15 protein-coding genes are annotated in these 18237 nt (G+C 62.0%); 4 read left to right on the plus strand and 11 right to left on the minus strand.

The window, feature by feature from the left end; all coding sequences use genetic code 11:
* Window positions 1-163: 163 nt before the first annotated feature.
* Window positions 164-613, minus strand: a complete 450-nt coding sequence (locus GQB03_RS16350; RefSeq protein WP_159691696.1) for an Rrf2 family transcriptional regulator — start codon at window positions 611-613, stop codon at window positions 164-166.
* Between the two features lie 220 nt (window positions 614-833).
* Between GQB03_RS16350 and fdxA the strand changes: the two genes are divergently transcribed.
* The 3 genes from fdxA to GQB03_RS16365 all read left to right on the plus strand — a co-directional run bounded on the left by fdxA (window position 834) and on the right by GQB03_RS16365 (window position 2678).
* Window positions 834-1157, plus strand: coding sequence for a ferredoxin FdxA (fdxA, locus tag GQB03_RS16355; protein WP_159691697.1), 324 nt, complete (start codon window positions 834-836; stop codon window positions 1155-1157).
* A 78-nt stretch (window positions 1158-1235) separates the two neighbouring features.
* On the plus strand, window positions 1236-1475 hold the full coding sequence (locus GQB03_RS16360; protein WP_159691699.1) for a hypothetical protein: 240 nt from the start codon (window positions 1236-1238) through the stop codon (window positions 1473-1475).
* 3 nt (window positions 1476-1478) lie between these two features.
* Complete coding sequence (locus tag GQB03_RS16365; RefSeq protein ID WP_159691701.1) at window positions 1479-2678, plus strand: NnrS family protein; 1200 nt, start codon at window positions 1479-1481, stop codon at window positions 2676-2678.
* A gap of 5 nt (window positions 2679-2683) precedes the next feature.
* On the opposite strand, the gene GQB03_RS16370 is transcribed toward GQB03_RS16365, so the two are convergent.
* The 5 genes from GQB03_RS16370 to GQB03_RS16390 all read right to left on the minus strand — a co-directional run bounded on the left by GQB03_RS16370 (window position 2684) and on the right by GQB03_RS16390 (window position 8220).
* A complete protein-coding gene (locus GQB03_RS16370; RefSeq protein ID WP_159691703.1) occupies window positions 2684-3892 on the minus strand; it encodes a hypothetical protein in 1209 nt (402 codons plus the stop codon).
* Between the two features lie 211 nt (window positions 3893-4103).
* Window positions 4104-5039 carry an AEC family transporter gene (locus GQB03_RS16375; RefSeq protein WP_159691705.1) on the minus strand — a complete coding sequence of 312 codons (936 nt, stop codon included), beginning with the start codon at window positions 5037-5039 and terminating at the stop codon, window positions 4104-4106.
* Window positions 5040-5071: 32 nt separating this feature from the next.
* Window positions 5072-6310, minus strand: coding sequence for a benzoate/H(+) symporter BenE family transporter (locus GQB03_RS16380; RefSeq protein ID WP_159691707.1), 1239 nt, complete (start codon window positions 6308-6310; stop codon window positions 5072-5074).
* Window positions 6311-6347: 37 nt separating this feature from the next.
* Complete coding sequence (locus GQB03_RS16385; RefSeq protein WP_159691807.1) at window positions 6348-7244, minus strand: DMT family transporter; 897 nt, start codon at window positions 7242-7244, stop codon at window positions 6348-6350.
* 4 nt (window positions 7245-7248) lie between these two features.
* Window positions 7249-8220, minus strand: coding sequence for an aldo/keto reductase (locus tag GQB03_RS16390; RefSeq protein WP_159691709.1), 972 nt, complete (start codon window positions 8218-8220; stop codon window positions 7249-7251).
* A gap of 113 nt (window positions 8221-8333) precedes the next feature.
* Between GQB03_RS16390 and GQB03_RS16395 the strand changes: the two genes are divergently transcribed.
* Window positions 8334-9281, plus strand: coding sequence for a LysR family transcriptional regulator (locus tag GQB03_RS16395; protein ID WP_159691711.1), 948 nt, complete (start codon window positions 8334-8336; stop codon window positions 9279-9281).
* A gap of 250 nt (window positions 9282-9531) precedes the next feature.
* Here the strand turns inward: GQB03_RS16395 and GQB03_RS16400 are convergent, their stop codons facing one another.
* The 5 genes from GQB03_RS16400 to GQB03_RS16420 form a co-directional block, all read right to left on the minus strand.
* Window positions 9532-10635, minus strand: a complete 1104-nt coding sequence (locus tag GQB03_RS16400) for a hypothetical protein (RefSeq protein ID WP_159691713.1) — start codon at window positions 10633-10635, stop codon at window positions 9532-9534.
* Window positions 10636-10785: 150 nt separating this feature from the next.
* A complete protein-coding gene (locus GQB03_RS16405) occupies window positions 10786-13617 on the minus strand; it encodes an ATP-binding protein (protein WP_159691715.1) in 2832 nt (943 codons plus the stop codon).
* A gap of 161 nt (window positions 13618-13778) precedes the next feature.
* On the minus strand, window positions 13779-14291 hold the full coding sequence (locus tag GQB03_RS16410) for a hypothetical protein (protein WP_159691717.1): 513 nt from the start codon (window positions 14289-14291) through the stop codon (window positions 13779-13781).
* Window positions 14288-15328 carry an AAA family ATPase gene (locus GQB03_RS16415; RefSeq protein WP_159691719.1) on the minus strand — a complete coding sequence of 347 codons (1041 nt, stop codon included), beginning with the start codon at window positions 15326-15328 and terminating at the stop codon, window positions 14288-14290. The genes GQB03_RS16410 and GQB03_RS16415 overlap by 4 nt, the downstream gene beginning before the upstream one ends.
* 11 nt (window positions 15329-15339) lie before the next feature.
* Complete coding sequence (locus tag GQB03_RS16420; protein WP_159691721.1) at window positions 15340-18237, minus strand: DUF1156 domain-containing protein; 2898 nt, start codon at window positions 18235-18237, stop codon at window positions 15340-15342.

An 18237-nucleotide genomic window follows, 5' to 3' on the forward strand; every position in this document is an offset into this window, starting at 1 on the left:
GTTCCATGCCCGGAGATTTGGACGCCGATTGCAGCCCGGCGGCCGGCACGGCGCCGGTTACGCACTCAATGAGGGCAACAGACGCCCGCCGCGCACCGGACCGGGCGCTGTGAGGCGAACCGAACCATATCGGTAAAGGAAGACGAGCACCCCGATAACCGCTTCAGCGCACCTGCAGCACCAACGGTATCGACAACTGCTCGCGCAGGCGCGGCGGGTTGACGAGCAGGTCGGCCAGCATCACCGCATCCAGCGACGCGAGGAACGCTTCCAGCGCGTCGCGCAATGCCTTCTTCAGCCGACAGCCCGCGGAGAGCAGGCAGGCCGATTCGTCCTGAAAGCAATCGACCAGATCGAAACCAGGCTCCATGCGGCGTATCACGTCGCCCACACAGATTTCGGCAGGTGATCGCTTCAGGCGAATGCCCCCGCCCTTTCCCCGCAGGCCTTCTACAAAGCCGTCGGTCACTAGACGGTTCACGATCTTCATGAGATGGCTGCGGGAAATATCGAATCGCTCGGAGATCTCCTTGATGGTGACCCTGCGCTCCGGGCAGGCCCCCAGATAGATCAGCACGCGCAAAGCGTAATCGGTGTGCTGGGTGATGTTCATCGATGCCCTCCATGGCGCCCATCCTAGCAGTCGCCGAGCATGAGGCAAAAAGATTCATTTTTGTTGACTCTTTTAAAGATGCTTTTACAATGCATCTTATTGAACACACCCTGCAATGAGCTGAAGACATGATCACAGCCCTCCACCAGCCCCCCCCAACCGCCAAAAGCGGCTTTCAGGCCCGCATGGATCCGGCGCAGGCGAACAAGGCGTTTCGGCCATGACCCACGTCGTCACCGAAGCCTGCATCCGCTGCAAATACACCGACTGTGTCGACGTCTGCCCGGTCGACGCTTTCCGGGCGGGCCCCAACATGCTGGTGATCGATCCTCAGGAATGCATCGACTGCACCCTCTGCATCGCCGAATGCCCGGTCGACGCCATCCTGCCCGAGGACGATCTGTCGGCGGAGCAGCAGGAATACCTCTCCCTGAACGCGCGCCTCGCCGCCGTCTGGCCGAGGATCATCGAGACCACCGATGCCCCGCCCGATGCCGATGAATGGGCCACGGTAACGCCAAAGCGGCATCTGCTCGAAGAGTAGCTGCACGAAGCACATGGTCCCGCAACGATGTCGCGCGGGGCCGCCCGAGAACCCGCCCCCCAACGGAGAAACAGGAAAATGACCGACCCTCGCCCAAAGGCCCGCAAGATCCTCGCGATCAGCCGAATCACCATGGTCGTCGCCGCGCTGGCCATGATCGTCACCACCATGCTGGCGTACCCGCTCGCAGACCGAATCGGCTTTGGCGTGCAGATCGCCGCTCACCTTTTGCTCCCGATATCGGCTGCCCTGTTCAAGATCGGCTACGTGGTTCGCCTCGCCTCCCACCACACGCTTGGCAATTTCTCGGCGGGATGAGCCATGACAGTCCTGCGAATCGACGAGCCCCGTGTTCGCCTCCCGCTCGCGCAACCCGGATGGGCAGCCTTTACCGCCATGGCTTTTCGGCCGCTCTATCTGGCGGCCGCACTGTTCGGCGCGATCTCGACCCTCGCCTGGGTGCTTGGTTTCGCGGGCAGCTCCGCGCTACCTGGGATCCTGTGGCACGGGCACGAGATGATCTGGGGCTATGCGGGCGCCGCGGTGGTCGGCTTTTTGCTAACGGCTTCCGCTACCTGGACTGGCCACCGGACGCTTTCCGGTACCCCGCTGGCCGTTCTGGTGGCGGTGTGGTCGTCCGCCCGGATCGCCGCGGCCGTCGAGACCGGTACGCCGATCATCACCGGCACACTGTCGGCCGGCTTCCTGCTTCTTTCGGCCGTAGCACTCGCGGTACCGGTCGTGCGTAGCCGCAATCGCCGCAACTATGGACTGGTTATCCTGCTGCTCGCCTTTGCGCTCACTGACGGTCTCTTTCTTCTCGCCTCGAGCGCCAGAGTGGCCATCGACCCGTTAAGGGTTCTCCAGGCAGGTCTTCTGATGGTCGCCGGTTTCATCGGGGTCATCGGCCTGCGGGTGATTCCGTTCTTCACCCATCGCGCGCTTGGCCGCCCGCAGGTCACCCATCCCCGCCGGATGGGGCTCGCGGCGATCGCCGCACCATTGCTGATGGCGGCGATGCTTGTTCTCGGCATCGCGTCACCCATTGCGCTACCCGTCGGCATTGGCGGCATGCTGCTCAACCTTTGCTTGCTATGGCGCAACAGCCACTCCGGGCTGCTCCGTCAGCCCCTGCTGTGGATCCTGTACGTCGGCTACAGTCTCACCGCGCTCGGCCTCGGCGTGACCGGCGCGGCACTCGCGTTGCCCCAGCACCCATGGTTGATTCAGGCCGCGACTCACATCATTGCCGTCGGCGGAATCGGAACGCTCACCCTCGGCATGATGACGCGCACGGCGCTTGGCCACACTGGCAGGCGTCTCGAACTGCCGTCCGATCAGCTTCCCGCCTACGCCCTGATGTTGCTGGCCACCGTCTTGCGCGTCATGGCCGCACTGCCGGGAGCGTCGCCCGAACTCGTGACGCTTGCCGGGTTTGCCTTCGCGGCAGCCTTGGTGCTCTTCGTCCTGCGCTATGGCCGCTGGCTGGTCAGCACTCGTGCCGACGGCCTGCCAGGCTGAACGGATCAAGTCATGAGAACCATCACGAGAATCACCGCCAGCGCAGCAATCACGCCCAGCAGAATGGCGGTCGTATGATCGATGGCCGAGGGCTTCGTCCGTCCCTCTACCGCAACACTCCCGCCGGAGGGCGTAGCCGGCGGCGGCATCACCCCGTCAGGCTCGGGCGGCACTCCGATCGCCTCCGCCACACCGACCACCGGGCCATTCAGTTGTTCCCCGCGCCCGGCGCCCAGCTGAATGCGCTCCGGCATGGCCACATCATGATCGGGCTCCGCCACCGCTAGGGAGGGCGGCGGCTCCGGCGGCATCACCGTGACCGCGGGCTCTGGCACAGGCGACGTACTCGCTTCGTCGGCGGCAGGATGGTCGGGCTCCGGTTCGAAAAAAGCACGCAATGCGTCCGGGTTGAGAATGGTCTGCGCGAGATGCGGTTCTCCGAATCCGCGGTCCCCCGTTGGCTCGATCACAGGCGCAGCCTGGCGGACTGCGGGCAGGTCTTCCTTGGGTGCGTCGAACTCCGCCCTCAGGGCGGCGATCAGCCGGTCGTCCTCGGAATCCATGAACCGCTCCTGCACGACCGGATCGGACCACATCACCGTTCTTGCCAGATCGTCCTCGGCCACCGCGTCCACGACCGTGCCATCGTGGATCGGGCCGGCCGGAGCGATCTGCCGCGCACGGGGCAACGGCGGATCGCAGCGCACGGCCATGCCCAGATCCCGCAGTACTTCGAGGTAGCGACGGACTTCGACGACGTTCAAACCTTGCTTGAGCCCGATCTCCCTGCCCGAAAAGACGGTCTGAAGCTGACGCTCACCCAGCTTCAGACGCCGGCCGGCATCGGCCATCACGCGCGCTCGTACGAAACCGGGCAACAATACCCCCGAATAGAGGATCCGGAACGTCGGATCGGCCGGCCCCGCAGCACTGGCAGGCACCGCCTCTTCGGGTGGGTCGTCCGGCAAGATCACGACGGCTCCGCTGGCGTCCCGCAGGTCCACCCTCAGGCCGAGCGCGTGAAGTTCGCGTCGGAGCAAGGACGCCTGCCCTTCACCCAGCCCCTTCTTGAGAAACACTCGCCTTGCCGAAAACACCTTATCGAGTTGCGGTCCGATGACACCGAAACGCTCACCGAAGCGCACCTTTACCAAGGCGGGATCGAAGCCCTCGAGAAATTCGCCACTGAACGTGATACTGAAACCTGCCGGCATCCATGCTCCCCGATAGAAGGTGATTTCATGGACATCTCTATATCACGCAGGGCAAGCCCTCCCGCCGACCAAGCGCACGTAACCGGCGCGAAGCAGCCAGCTTCGGCAGCTCTCCGTGACAAATATCGCAACGCGGAAGCCCATGCGGGCGCGCGCATCTCTTCGAGGCTGCCCGGCCGGTCCCGTAAACAGCCGGGCTCAAAGCCACGCCTTAGCCGACTCCGGTCAGCCACAAGAGGAAACTGATCGTAAAGAACGACGTCACCGTCGTCGCGACCAGTGCCGCAGCGCAAACACCTTCCTTGCCATACCGTTGGCCGAGAATCGGGTAGATGCTCATCATCGGCATGCCGGCATTGATGATCGCCGCGTTTCTCAGCCCGGAATCGTCGAAAGGCAACAACAGGAAAACACAGAATATCGCCAGCGGATGCAGAATCAGCTTGCCCGCGACGATGCTGCCGATGTCGCCCGCCATCCCCTTGAGACTCAGACCGGCCAGAATGCACCCGATATAAAAGAGAGCGACCGGCGCCGACGCCCCCGAGAGCATGTCGACCGCGCGGGCCAGGGGTAGCGGCAACTGAATAGCGAAGGCGGCGAACGCGACACCCGCAAGTATTGCCACGAACATCGGATTCTTGAGCAGGCGCCCCGCGATGCCACCCAGAACCAGTACCCAGTGCCGACCCGATTTGCCCCCCAGCTCCGCCAGCGTCATCAACAGCGGGAGCATGATCAGGGTCTCCACCACAGCGTAGAGCGCGAGTGACGCACTCGCCTTTGCGCCGATCAGCTGCTGGGCGATCGGGAAACCGATAAACGCGCTGTTCGACACCGACATGCCCATTGCCAGAACCGTACCGTCCTGAAGGCTGCGTTTGCCGATCAGGCAGGTAACCGCGAGCACCCCCGCGACGACGGCAAGCGAACCTGCAGCATAGACAACCAGTAGATCGACATCGAGCAGCTGGCCGGGCGAACGCTGCGCCATGGCCTTGAACAGCAACGCGGGAAGGGCGAAGTTGATCACGAAGACACCGAGCGCGCGGATCTCGGATTGGACAAGGGCACCGCCCCGCACGGCGGCAAAACCGACGGCAATCAATATGAAGATCGGCCCGGTAACCCCGAGAATGGTCAGCACGTCAGGCGCTCCGGCAATGAATCCGGGTAGCGTCAGGCGCGATTCGCGAGCGCCACGAAGTCTTGTCGCTCCATCAGCCAGGAAACCACAAATCCGGCAACCAGACCCCAGAAGGCGGCACCGATGTTGAGAATCCCGAGATCGGCTACCGTCACGACCAGACTGATCAGGGCCCCAAGGGTGAATTTGCCGCTACCGAACGAGGATATGAAGGCACCCTGCAGCACACGCAACATCGCGAGTCCGCCAAGAACCATGATGTATTCCTTGGGCGCGGCAAGCATCAGGTTGGTGAAGGTCGGCGCCATGAGTCCGAAGAGCACACCGAATATGCCGAAAACCAGGGCAGCGCTATATTGACGGCCATGCTCGCCGGACGATGTCAGCAGCGCATTGGTCGGGCCGGTAAGGCAAGTGCTGACTGCGCCCACCGTCGCGCTGAACGCGGCGCCGATCCCCGACACGAAGGCGATCGTATTGACTGGCGGCTCGTGTCCTGCCCCCTTCAGCACGGCAACACCCTGCCCGTTCTGCACCACCAGCACCGTTATGGCGAGCGGTACGACGAGCTCGATAAGGGCGCCGGCTGTCCATACCGGAGCCTGGAAAACCGGAGACGCGAAGGCAAAACTGCCGAGCGCCGCGGTATTGACGCGCCCCAGTACGGCAATGACGAGGGCACCGACGAGCAACGCACCGATCACCGGCGGCAGTCGTTTGCCGAAGGCCGGACTGGCCGACAGCAGCAAGAAGGCAACGACCATCGGTGCCGAAATCATCGGATCGCTATGCAGAGCCCTTACCAGATCCAGTCCGAAACGAAGAAAGACACCGGCCACCATCCCCATCACGATTGGCATCGGCAACGACTGCATCAAGCGTTTGACCCACCCGCTCGCACCCATGACCAGAATGAGCAGACTGGTTGCGTAGAACGCACCAATCACCTCGGCAAAACTCAGATGCTGCAGTGCCGGGCCCACCAGCACGGTTCCCGGAATGGTCCATGCAAAGCCAAGCGGCGTCTTGTACCACCAGCTCATCGCGATGGTGATCAACCCGTTTATGAAGAATACGCCGAACAGCCACGAGGCCAGTTCGGCCTCCGACAGACCGCCTCCGGTACCGACCGACAGGATGATGGCCACCGGCCCGGTTGCGGAAAAGATGAAACCGATCAGGCCATTAGCGACATAGGTGAATCCAAGGTCGCCAAAGATCCGGTTCAGTCCCGGGCGCGGCAGGGTTGGGCGTTCGAGTTGTGAAAACATCCGAGTTCCTTGCGAAACAGAGGGTACGAAGACCCGATCAGGCCGTGCTCGGACGGCGCGTGGTCACGAAGATTCCACCCAGGACCAGCACCATTCCGGCGTAGTGGTACCACTGCGGCTGCTCGGCGAGCAGAACCGCCGACAGGACCGATGCGAAGATCGGCTGCAGATGGATGAAGAGAGAGCCGACCGCAGGCCCGACGGCTGCGACGCCGGCATTGAAACAGACGAAACCAAGGAAGGCCGCAACCACTCCGGCGTACAGGATTCCAGCCAGCGAACCGGCATGGACGTTGATCGACGCGCCGGTCGACAGCTCCCAGACGTACATCGGCGCCATCACCCCAAGGCCGACGACGATAAAGGCGGCAAGCAACAACATCGGATGCACGCCCTGCGGCCGCCAGTGCAAGCCCACTGTATAGATGCTCCACGCCAGAACCGCCACGAGCATCCATACATCACCGACATTGAGGCCGAGCCCCAACAACACATCGAGGCTACCGTGACTGATCAGCATCACCACCCCGACCAGCGAAACGAGGCCGCCAATCGCTTCAGGGCGAGAAAGTCGCCGGCGGAGTGACAGGAACGCCAGCACACTCGTCGCCACCGGCACGAATGAATTGAGCAGCGTGGCGCTGGTCGCCGTCGTGTACTGCACCGCAACGTACGAAAAGGTGTTGTAGCAACCAACGCCGAAAATGCCGAGAAAGATCACCGGTCGCCAGGCCGCACGCAATACCGGCCACTGTCCTTTCAAGTGGGGCAAGGCAAACGGCAGCACGCACATGAGTGCAACGACCCAGCGCCAGAAGGCGAGACCGACCGGAGGAAGATCTGCGCGCAACCCGCGACTCATGACCATGTTTCCGGCCCAGAACAAGGAGGTCAGCACCAGCAGCAGATATGGATTCGGACGAAAGCGCTTCACCCGTTCAATCATGTCCGGCCACGGGGCGTGATCTGTATGGCGCCTCGATCATCGCGACTTCGTCGGCGCTGAGTTGCAACTCGAGCCCCGCAACGGCATCGCCCAGGTGATGCGCCTTGGATGCACCGATGATCGGCGCGGTAATCCCCTGCCGCCCCGCCACCCAGGCGATCGCGACCTGAGCCGGGGGCACACCGCGTTGCCGTGCGACCTCACCGACGGCGGCGACGATGGCATCGTCGACACGCGCCTGGTCGTACCACTGCTGCGCAAAACCATCTGTTTCGGCGCGCGTGGTGTGGTTCTGCTGCGAGCCCGCAAGCCGGCCGCGAGCCAGCGGAGACCACGGCGTCACCGCGATACCCTCGTGACGGCATAGCGGCAGCATCTCGCGCTCTTCCTCTCGGTACAACAGGTTGTAGTGATTCTGCATCGACACGAAGCGGCTCAAGCCAAGTTCGCGCTGGCGCGCAAGCATCATCATGAACTGCCACGCAAACATCGACGATGCACCGATATACCGAGCCTTGCCCGCGCGCACCACGGCATCGAGTGCCTCGAGGGTTTCATCGACCGGCGTCTCGGGGTCGAAACGGTGAATGATGTAAAGATCGACGTAATCGGTGCCGAGACGCTGCAAGGAGCCATCGATACTTGCAAGGATGTGCTTGCGCGACAGGCCGCGGTCATTGGGGCGCTCGCTCATCGGATAAAACACCTTTGTAGCGATGACCACATCCTCACGCCGTGCGAAATCCCGAAGAGCCCGTCCGACGACCTCCTCGCCAACACCACGCGAATACATGTCCGCGGTATCGAAGAAATTGATTCCGAGATCGAGCGCCTCGCGGATAAAAGGCCGGCTGGCCGCTTCGTCGAGCACCCAGGGACGCCAATCCGGCGAACCGTAGGTCATACATCCGAGAGCCAACCGGGATACCTTCAACCCGCTCGAGCCAAACTGTACGTACTCCATGCCCACTACCTCAATCGATCATCTCGCAGTAGCAGAATTATTATTGTTTGATCAAGTAAGATAAACACTCGCCATGGAACAACACTATTCGTAACAAAGAAATAATAAAACTCATGGACCGCCTCCAGGCCATGCGCCTTTTCACTCGCATCGTCGAACTCGGAAGCTTCACACGAGCCGCCGGGCAACTGGGTCTGCCACGGGCCTCGGCGACACAGATCATCAAACAGCTCGAGGCTCATCTCGGCGTACGCCTGCTGGCGCGCACGACCCGGCAGGTCACGACCACCGTGGACGGCGCGAGCTATTACGAGCGCTGCGTCGCGATCCTCGCCGAAATCGACGAAGCGGAAGCCGAATTCTCCCAATCCGCACGCCATCCGCAGGGACGGATTCGTATCGATCTTTCGGGCTCTCTTTGTCGCCTGGTATTGATTCCCGCTCTACCCGCGTTTTGCCGGGATTATCCACGCATCCGGCTCGAAATCAGCGTCGGAGACCGCCAGATCGATCTGGTCCGCGAAGGGGTCGACTGCGTGCTGCGGATCGGCGAATTGGGCGATGTGTCGCTGGTCGCTCGCCGCCTTGCCCTGCTCGACCAGGTCACCTGCGCCAGCGCTGACTACCTTGACCGCCACGGCCGGCCGAAGGATCTGGACGATCTCGACACGCATTCCGTCGTCGACTACGTCTCGGCCTCGACCGGCAAATCCATCCCGCTCGCCTTCGCGATCGGCGGCAGGGTCGAGACCCGCAACCCGGCCGCCACCTTGTCGGTCAACAACGGCGATGCGTACGTCGCAGCCTGCGCAGCGGGTTTCGGCATCATCCAGGTCCCTCGCTACCATGTCACCAAGCAACTCGCGAGCGGCGAGTTCGAGGAAATACTCCGGCAATATCGCCCTCCCGCCCTCCCGCTCAACGCACTCTATCCAACGAAGCGCCAGTTATCCGCACGGGTGCGCGTGTTCATCGACTGGCTCGCGGAACTGTTCGCCGATCAGGCCCGGAATGAAGGCCCCGAGCCGAAACAGATCCGACCACCTTCCGGGCAGCGGTGACCACGCCGGCACGACGTCGCTGTCGGAAAATCTGCTCTGAAAAACAAAACAGCACGTTACGCTTTGTTGCGTAACGTGCTGTTCTCTTGGGCATCTCTGGTCCGAAGGGCTATCGAACTGTTTCAGAAAACCCATATTTTAAAAGACTCCTCCATCAAACCTGCCTTTACATACCCCCAAAGATACCCCCAGCCACCATCGGTGACAGCATGGCTATCGTCGCCCATCGATTTGACGGGCCGCCGCACAACTACGCGGCAGCGGCGTGCTGAAGCACCAAATACTGAGCGCCCTCCCGCTCGCGGGTCTCCTCCACCCTTCTGGCGAAGTACGATAGCGAAAGCTTCTTCTCGGACAGGAACCCCATGTGGGCATTGAAGCCCTGCAGCATTTTGTCCTTTACCAACAGTTTGTTTGCATACTCGATGACGGATGGTTCGATGACGCTGAGAGCGCTGCGCACCAGTGTGGTCTTGTCTAGCGTCATCCTGAGGTCATCAAACCAGCGGACGCCACGACTGGAATCGTTGGTAAAGTCTAGAAATTTGATCAAATTACCAGCTGGTACAGACTGGACATAGCGGGCGTCGAGCAAGCGCGCAGGATCATCCTTGAGCACAAGCTTTCCACAGTGCTTTCGAGCGATCACGCGCCAATCGGCGTAATGACCAAGCATTTCATCGCGAGCCGCATCCATCATGCCGAGATCGCTCGTTGCCATGACACTGCCCAGGCAGGCAAGGACGTAACAATCTTCAGTTGCGCTCAGTTCGCCGATATCGTCAATCTCACCGAGTTGAAGCTTGTAGTGATGCGCAAGTGTCGCGAACAACTGCTTGCTCTGAAGGAGCAAGTGCCGTCTCGTTTCGTTGTCTGTCGCGTGTTGCGATAGCCGAAGGTGATCGACTGCTGCCATCAACTGTGCCCGCTGAGACGAATGCAGGAACTGCTTGATGGCTTTTGTCTGCTTCTCGAGTGCGCCAAGGCGCTGGTCGATACGCGACAGACGGGACGCGAGGAACGCGAATCCGGTCACCGACGTTACCAGGCCCAAGCCTGACAGTGCAGTCGTTGCCACGGAATAGTTGAGAATCTGTTCCGTAGCGGCTTTGACAGCAGAAACGTTTGAGCTTAGAGCTTGAAGCTGAATTCCGTTGACGATTGAACCGATGGTGCCAAGTCCCGGCAAGCCACCAAGCAGTCCTGTCGAGGCAGGCATCGCCAAATGGGCCACGATGCGGCCTGCGGCATCTCTGATCACTCCCCCGTGGAGACTCAGGTTGCCGGACGCGAGGCCAAGCACCTGTTCGAGAGGGATGGAACGAACCACGTTCAAACCAAGCTCAGCAAACATCTACACCTCAAACTGATGTGGTGATCGCGGCGAATGCTTGACGCAGCGAAAGGCGCTCGCTTGCCAAGTCATCTCGAGGCTGATCGAGAAAGTCATTGATGAGACGCGCGTACCCTTGCATCCATTCTCAGAAAATGTCTTGGGATGTGCTCAATCGAACTCCGCATTCTTGAACTTCAGTACGCCGCAATTCTCGCGGACGACTCGTTGTAGAGCGTCATCGAATCCTGCCGGGCTCTCAGCTTCAATTTCAAAGGAGACTCGCACCTTCACACCCGGCCTGGCAGTGAAATTGAGCACGACTTCGTCGATGATATCTGCAAACTGCTTCTTGGCCAGAACGGGGTCGAGGTCGATCGTCCCGAAGAAATGCATGCTTGGTGAAGCAGCAGATGCGGGCGGAACGAAGGCAGCACCTCCTCGGGCAGAGTCTTCTGCTCCGGGAGTATTTCCTATGACTTCAGGTGGATAAGCTTGGCTGCCACTGCCCGAAGAAGAACTCTGAGCCGCCTCGCGAGCGCGTTTCTCCGCTTCTGCATAGGCGCATGCCGTAGCAGGCTCGATGAGGACCAAGGATGCATCCAGGATCGGGGTGGTGCGCTTGCCGAAACCGAAACCCAGGTAGCGCTCACCCTCCTTCCCTTGTGCGAAGCCGAAGAAATCCCGCCCTTCGGCACCCGCAGCCAACGTGCTACGGAATACGTCGTCGTCGCGCAGGCGCGGCAGGTACAACTGCTGACAAGTCTGCTGCCAGACGTTCAAAGCGTTGGCTTCGGCAGTGCTCTCGCGCCAGAACCAGTTCTTCAGCACAGTGTGGAGATGGATGGGCGCCCACTCCGTGATCAGCAACTCGTTCTCCCGCAACACCCGCTCGATTTCCTGCGTGAGGTTCGGCGCGCCGGAATTGATTTGAAACGGCTCCCACTGCAGCTCGGTCAAGCCTTTACCCCGTTCCGCGAATTGTGCGGGAGCCAGCACCCAGCGGTAGGCCTCGCGCACCATGCCGCGGAGCGCCTCGTTGGCGTCATCGAGACTGCGGCTGGCCTGCCGCGCTTGATACTGATCGAGGTTGAGCTTGAGGTCCTTGATGTCGGCCACGATCGACTGCCAGGCAAGCACGGAACGCACTTGATCTTTCAGCCGGCTCACGGTGTCCGCATCGGGCGCAAGAAAGATCAGACGGTTCTGCTTGAAACGCGGCTGCTCGCCGCGATGCTTCAGGATCTCGGTAGCGTGGCGAAGTGCAGACTGATCCCCGCTTCGGCTGTACCCGGCCGTCGGAGGCAGCACCACCAATCGTAGGGCCCAGTCGTCGGGAATGTCGGCGCTGGCCGTAAACACATGTACGCCGCCAAACACGCCCTGCGCCAAGGTGCGCTGCACTCGATCCCGTACCGCCGGGATCACATCATCCTTGTCCTGGAAGCGGCGCTTGCGATCTTCCATTTCCCGTCGCAAATTGGGACGAGTGTCGAACCAGAACCGGTTGTTGCCTGCGTTCAGGTAATGCAGTCGGTCGTTCAGGCGACGAAGCGCGTCCTTGAATACCCCGATCTGTTGCCCGGGCTGCACACAGCCCAGCAGCACCCGCTCCAGCTCGATGCCGCGCACCATCTGGTTGGCGGTCGAAGGCGCGCTGCCGAGGAAGATTGTCCGCGCGGTACGCCGGCACGCCTGAACGCTGCCCAGGCGGGTATCTACGCTTTCCAGGTCGGTTGTTTCCGCTCGCTCGCCATCGATATCGCGCTCGAGCACGGGATCCCAGCCCTGGGGGAGGTAGTAAATCGATTCATTGCGCGTATCCGCATCGTATAGCGGCAGGCTACCCGGGGTGATCAGCAGGTCAGCGTTGTTGTCCTTCCAAAGCCGGTGAATGATCTTTGCCATCAGCTTCAGCACGCCGCGGGTGCGCTGGAAGTTGTCGAGCGAGGACCAGTCCTCGTAGAGGCGCACGAAGACCTCGGGGTGGATCGGGTAGGCGTGCATCAGACGCTCGAAGTAGCGCGCCTCCTGAGTTTCGTGCGGCAGGTCGGCAGCGTTGGCGATGTAGTAGTCGGAAAATGCGCGGCACACTGCCTCGGCGCCGAGCTTGTCGTTGATGGACGAGAACAGGCGACGGCGCACGATCTCGAATGCTTCTTCGGACGACACCGGCTTCCATAAGGCCTGTACGCGGCCAAAGTAATGCGACAGGGCCGCCAGAGCCTTCATTCCGCGCTCGCTGCCAGCTTCCTTGTCGGATTCGGGCAGCGAAGCCAGCAGCACGGCCGTAGGGACGGCCTTGAGCGCCTCTGTCAGCGCCTGCACGAAGCTCAGATTCGAGTCGAAGGAGCCGCCCGACAGTGTCTTGCCTTCGTCGAACTGGCGGATGTAGGCCACCAGCTCGTCGATCAGGATCACGCACGGCGCGCAGCGGCCGAGCAAATCGGCCAACACGCCCTTGCCCGGTGAGGTGCCGGACTCGTCTGCCTCGCGCACCATGGCGTAGCCTTCGGCGCCACCGAGTTGCCAAGCGAGCTCGCCCCAGAGCGTGCGCACGGACAGCCCGTCGCGCTGTATCGGCTGGTTGGGCGACAGGCGGATGCCGTCGAGCACCGCGATGCGCGCCCGAGGCATCTCAACCACCCCGGCCGCATTCAGGATCGGCGGGATCCCGGACATATTCGAGGCCGACACCTCGCCCTTGGCCAGGTGATACACCGCCAGCATGGTATGGGTCTTGCCGCCACCGAAGGCGGTCTGCAACTGGATCACCGGATCGCCACCGCGCCCGGTCAAGCGCCGGACTACGGAATCCAGCAGCAGGCGCATGCCTTCGGTGATGAAAGTACGCCGGAAGAACAGCGACGGTTCCTGATACTCGGCGGTCGCCGTGCCCAGATGCACGCGCGACAGGTCGGCCGCGAACTCGGCCTGCTGAAAGGTGCCCTTGAGCACGTCTTCATGTGGAACGGCGATCTCACGCCACGGTTTGAGACTCATTGTTCTTCTCCATCAGGCTCGGACACGGGTGGCACCGCACCCAATGCGGCCTTTTCGCGCGCGTTGCACCGAACGGTAAATTGCTCGCGCAGCAGCGTCATGTCGGGCAGATTGTCGCGACAACGTCGATACAATTCACTTCGGCGTCCCATCTCACCAGTTCAGGCCACTTCCCACGGCAAAGTGCCATCCATACTTGCCCGATCGCCCACGATGGGATGCACATCGATGGCCTTGAGCAGTGTGCGCAGCTTCAGCTTGAGTTTGTCCGGCTCAATCACGCGGGGGCGTAGCCGACTCGCTCTGGCCGGCTGCTCAATGTGACAAACCACCCGCATACGTTGCGCCCTTACCATCCTGCGAGCGAAGGCGCGCTCAACCGGGTCGTTGGCGCCGACACTGGCGGCCACCAAACCCGCCAGCGTGTCTCTAACCTTGATAGCCACCTCATCGGCCAGATCCACAACTTTGGTGCGGGGATGCACCCGATAATCCTTCACCTCGATCAGCCATGCGCTGCGATTCAACTCGCACAATAGATCGACAGCCTTGTTGTCCTTGAAGCAGCCCTGCTGAAACTGGTTGCGATAGAAAGACCAGTCGTCGTACTTGCCAGCCTTCGCGTCGGCCTCGAACGTGAAAGTTAACGCGCCTTCCGAAATGATCGTACTCACGCCTCCTCCCAGTCCATGAAACGATCGGACTGGGCGAGTTCTTCCTCGAGCATCACCAGGGTCTGGATGTCCTCGACCTGATCGCTTTGCTCCAACACGACTTCGCCGTCCTGGGCCGCCAGCGCAAACCAACGCCTGGGCAGCTTCTGGTACCGCTTGTCGCCGAGCAGCATCTCCAGCTCCCGCAGCAGGAACAGCGAATGGCTGGCGACGAAGACTTGCACCCCGCTGGTGGCGACGGCGACGATGCTGGCCGCCACGACCTTGATGAGCTTCGGGTTAAGGTTGGTCTCCGGCTCATCCCAGAACAAGTAGCCCTGTTCCAGCAGCGTGCCGGTGCTGATCAGGCGCGCGAGCATCGCAATCTTGCGCAGGCCCTCTGCAACCAAGGGCATTTCCATCCGGCCTTCGCCCGGCAGTTGCAGGTAGAAGCGCCCGCTGGCCGCGTCTACCTGCACCTTGCCACCCATGGCTGCCTCAAGCGGAGCCAGCAACTCAGCCGCCCGCTTCTCACGCGGTCCCTTCAGCGACGGGTTGCCCAGCAAGGAGACGGTATCCCGCCAAGTCTCCTCAAACTCCAAGTGATAATTGTCGTAAAGGGGTACGAACCACGGGCACAGCGTGACGAGTTCCCGAGTTGGTAAATAGGCCGGCGAGCGCTCAAGCCCTTTGGTCGGACGCTTCTTCAATTCCACCTGGGACTTTGCGTTGGAGGCAAAGCCGGCTGCCACGCTCAGTTGCGTGTCGGACATTCGGACGCTGAATCCACACCGCCCACGCCCCTGCCGCCGCTTGACGAGTCGGCCCAGACTCTCGGGCCTGAAGACGCCAACAAGCTTCTCGGCATAAGCCCGCTCAAGTTGTGCCGCGCTGTGATCCTTGGCATCCGATGGAACCTTGAGCAACGCATACAGAAGCTTCAGGACGTGGGTTTTCCCAAAACCGTTCTCACCGACGATGACGTTCAGCCCAGACGCAAACTCCCATGTCGCGTCGGGGAGTGCGGTGAAATTCTGGACTTCCAGTGTCTTGATCATCCGAAGCCTCCTCAAATATCCAGACTACCCTGCGACCCCACATGCCCCGCCTCGCTCGCCCCCCGCTCCACGCCGCTCCACGCCGTGATCAGCTCGTTGTAGGCGCGGGCGTCTTCGGCCCAGCCTTTGCGCTCGCACAGGGTGTAGAGGCGGTAGGCGAGCGCGCGGATGGGCTCGGCGCGGGCGGGCATGCGGGCGAGCAGCGCGCCGGCGGCGGTTTCGCCGTCCTGGTTCAGGGCGCGGATCATCTGGTGCAGGGCTTCCCACACCGGCACGCGGGTGTCGGTTTCAGGGTTCCAGTCGCGCGGCATCTCGGCCCACTTCAGCAAGCGCAGGTCGCCCTTGCCGGATTCGACCACGCCAGCCTCCGTCAGACCGGACACGCTGGTGCCCTTGGCACGGGCGAGCACGTCGGCCTCGCCGTACTTGCCGGTGGCCCAGCCCTGGCCCTCGAACCAGTGCAGGCAGAACTGGGTGTCGTGGTCGAAGTCGTCCTCGGCAAGGAAGCGGTTGATGAGCTGCAGCGCGGTGCGCACGCTCATCGGCTTGCCGTCGGCTTCCAGCACCGCCGCGTACTGGCTGAAGATCGCCGTGCCGGGGCCGATGATGGCCTGGGACAGATCCACCGGCGCCACCGGGCTGTTGATGCCGCCGCGGGTCATGTCCATCAGCGCCTCGGGCAGCACCGCGTTGAGTTCGCGGATGAACTCGCGGCGGCTGACGGTGGCGGCATCGGCATCGCGTTTGCGGCAGACGAGGATGATGCTGGAGGCGAGTGCGTTCGTGGCGACTTTGACACCAGTTGGCCGTTCAGTACGCATGGGCCAAGTACCGACGATTCCGAATCCTGCATGAAGAACGGCGTCCAGAAAGGTCTCCCAACCAGTGCTTGATGTACCCGCATCTCCTTTGGTCTCGGATTGTTTGAAAGCGTAGTAAATCGTCACCGGAAAGGCCGGATGCGCCTGTTCAGCCAAGTTGTGAATGGCGTGAGTCATGCCCTCAAGAAAAAAGGCTTCAGCCTTTTCCTTGCCGCCGTGACGGTAGGGTGTGGCAACCAGTTCCGCGGCCTTGGGCACGGCGAGCGTGGCGTACAGGTCAGGGAAGATCGGCTTCAGACTTCTGCGCAACCAGACATAGAAGAAGTCGGACAGATCCGCATAGCCAATGTTGTCGTAGTACGGGGGGTCTGTAGATACAACCTTTCCCTGAGTGATTGATTGCGCTTGAGCGTCGAACTGCGAGACATGCGCGGGCGTTTCCGAACAATCACTGACGACCTTCGCCATTGAGGCAGTGGTGGCCGCGAAATCTCCCGCGGCTCCCGCAAACGGGTTTACTTCTGGAAAATCCCAAGCCATGGGAATTGCTTGTCGGCTGAAAAGATTAACGCTCTGCTCTCTGCTTTGAGACCAAACAGCAAGAGCATTAACGGTATTTGTCGTACGGCTGATCGCTAGTCCCAAATACACCCCGACCGCCTGCGCATACGACGTCGCGCCGCTGCCGCCGGCATCCAGACCGGTGCCGTCGTCGGCTAATCCTGCGGCCAACGCGTCCTGCCGGCACTTTTCGATAGCCTCCTGTACCAGATCGGAAAAGGTGGTCAGCGCCACCAGTTGGCGGGGGGTGAAGAGGTCGCCGTAGGTCTTCAGCCCGTAAAGCGGTGGCGAGAACCAGCGCGGATTCTCCGGCATCGCCACTTCAGGCTTCCATTCAGGCTGTGCGTCGCGCGCAATCGCTTCCTGCTCGGACGTGGGCGACAGATAAACACGACCACGCACACCCTCGGCCACAACTGCCATCAGCCGCGCGCCCATCCGCCCGGCATTGGCCTCTGCGTAGATGTGCTTCGGCTCGATCGGCGTATCAGACAGCAGGCATTGGAAGTTCGCGCCGCGCCCGAGCTTGGTGCCGTCCTTCGCACTTTCCGGCGGCGTCCCCACCTTCACCGTAAAGCGGTAGCCATCCCCCTCGACCACCGGCTCCACATACGCCTCCTTGCCCGCCTTGCTCGACAGCACGAAGGTCGAGGCCAGCGGCACCTCGGCATGGCTGAAGGCGGGGTTGGGGCTTTTCACCGTGCGCGCCCACAGCCAAGCGATCACGGTGAGCTTCTGTCCGAGCAGCGGCTTCAGGTCCGGGCGCTGAGTGGTGGCAGATGAGACCATCTCTGCGGTGACTTCGATCTTCGGGTACAGGTGGCCGATGCGCTTTTCCGCTTCCGCCCGCATCCAGGCGCCGTAGCGGCGCACGTCCTCGGCCAGTCCCTTGGCACCCGACCAGTCCTCGGTGAGCTTGCCCTGCTTGTCGCCGGGAATGCGCGGCCCCACCGGCCCGATGGCTGAAATCGGGCCAGCAAAGCGCGGCGGGATCTCGATCATCGCCTTGTTGATGGTCACCGCCACCGGGTTGAGGTCGCTGGCGTAGCTCTCCAGCCCCAAGCGCTGGGCCTCCAGCGGCAGCGCGCCCCCGCCCGCAAAGGGGTCGTGGAAGGCGGGCAGCGTGTCCGGATTGAAGAGCTCGGCCGCCTGCGGATGACCCTTGTTGAGCGCGCAGGTCTCGCGCCAGCTCTTCCAGATCTCCTCGCGGGCGCGGGCGAGCACCTCCTCGTTGTTGGTGTTCTCCCACTGCACCAGGTCTTCGATGATCTTGAACAGGCGCTCACGCTCGATGGCCGCCTTTTCCTTGTTCACCCCGCGCCCCAGCTGGCGCTCGTAGCCGGGGTCGTTGACCATCTGCGCAAAGATCACCGCCCGCGCCGCGGCCAGCGGCCGGCGCGCCCACCACAGGTGCAGCGTGCTGGGGTGGCCGTGGCGGATCGACTTCTCGCGCGCCGCAGCGACGTTGATGGCGTCGAGCGGGAGGGCGACTTCGATGAGTTTTTTTGGGGTCTTGAGGGGGGTCAT

Origin of the sequence: Cognatazoarcus halotolerans (assembly GCF_009800965.1) — a bacterium.
Lineage (GTDB): Bacteria > Pseudomonadota > Gammaproteobacteria > Burkholderiales > Rhodocyclaceae > Cognatazoarcus > Cognatazoarcus halotolerans.

Coding starts and splice junctions, on each gene's coding strand:
- GQB03_RS16350 (WP_159691696.1), bottom strand. CDS start 613: ATGAACATCACCCAGCACACCGATTACGCTTTGCGCGTGCTGATCTAT.
- fdxA (WP_159691697.1), top strand. CDS start 834: ATGACCCACGTCGTCACCGAAGCCTGCATCCGCTGCAAATACACCGAC.
- GQB03_RS16360 (WP_159691699.1), top strand. CDS start 1,236: ATGACCGACCCTCGCCCAAAGGCCCGCAAGATCCTCGCGATCAGCCGA.
- GQB03_RS16365 (WP_159691701.1), top strand. CDS start 1,479: ATGACAGTCCTGCGAATCGACGAGCCCCGTGTTCGCCTCCCGCTCGCG.
- GQB03_RS16370 (WP_159691703.1), bottom strand. CDS start 3,892: ATGCCGGCAGGTTTCAGTATCACGTTCAGTGGCGAATTTCTCGAGGGC.
- GQB03_RS16380 (WP_159691707.1), bottom strand. CDS start 6,310: ATGTTTTCACAACTCGAACGCCCAACCCTGCCGCGCCCGGGACTGAAC.
- GQB03_RS16390 (WP_159691709.1), bottom strand. CDS start 8,220: ATGGAGTACGTACAGTTTGGCTCGAGCGGGTTGAAGGTATCCCGGTTG.
- GQB03_RS16395 (WP_159691711.1), top strand. CDS start 8,334: ATGGACCGCCTCCAGGCCATGCGCCTTTTCACTCGCATCGTCGAACTC.
- GQB03_RS16400 (WP_159691713.1), bottom strand. CDS start 10,635: ATGTTTGCTGAGCTTGGTTTGAACGTGGTTCGTTCCATCCCTCTCGAA.
- GQB03_RS16405 (WP_159691715.1), bottom strand. CDS start 13,617: ATGAGTCTCAAACCGTGGCGTGAGATCGCCGTTCCACATGAAGACGTG.
- GQB03_RS16415 (WP_159691719.1), bottom strand. CDS start 15,328: ATGATCAAGACACTGGAAGTCCAGAATTTCACCGCACTCCCCGACGCG.
- GQB03_RS16420 (WP_159691721.1), bottom strand. CDS start 18,237: ATGACCCCCCTCAAGACCCCAAAAAAACTCATCGAAGTCGCCCTCCCG.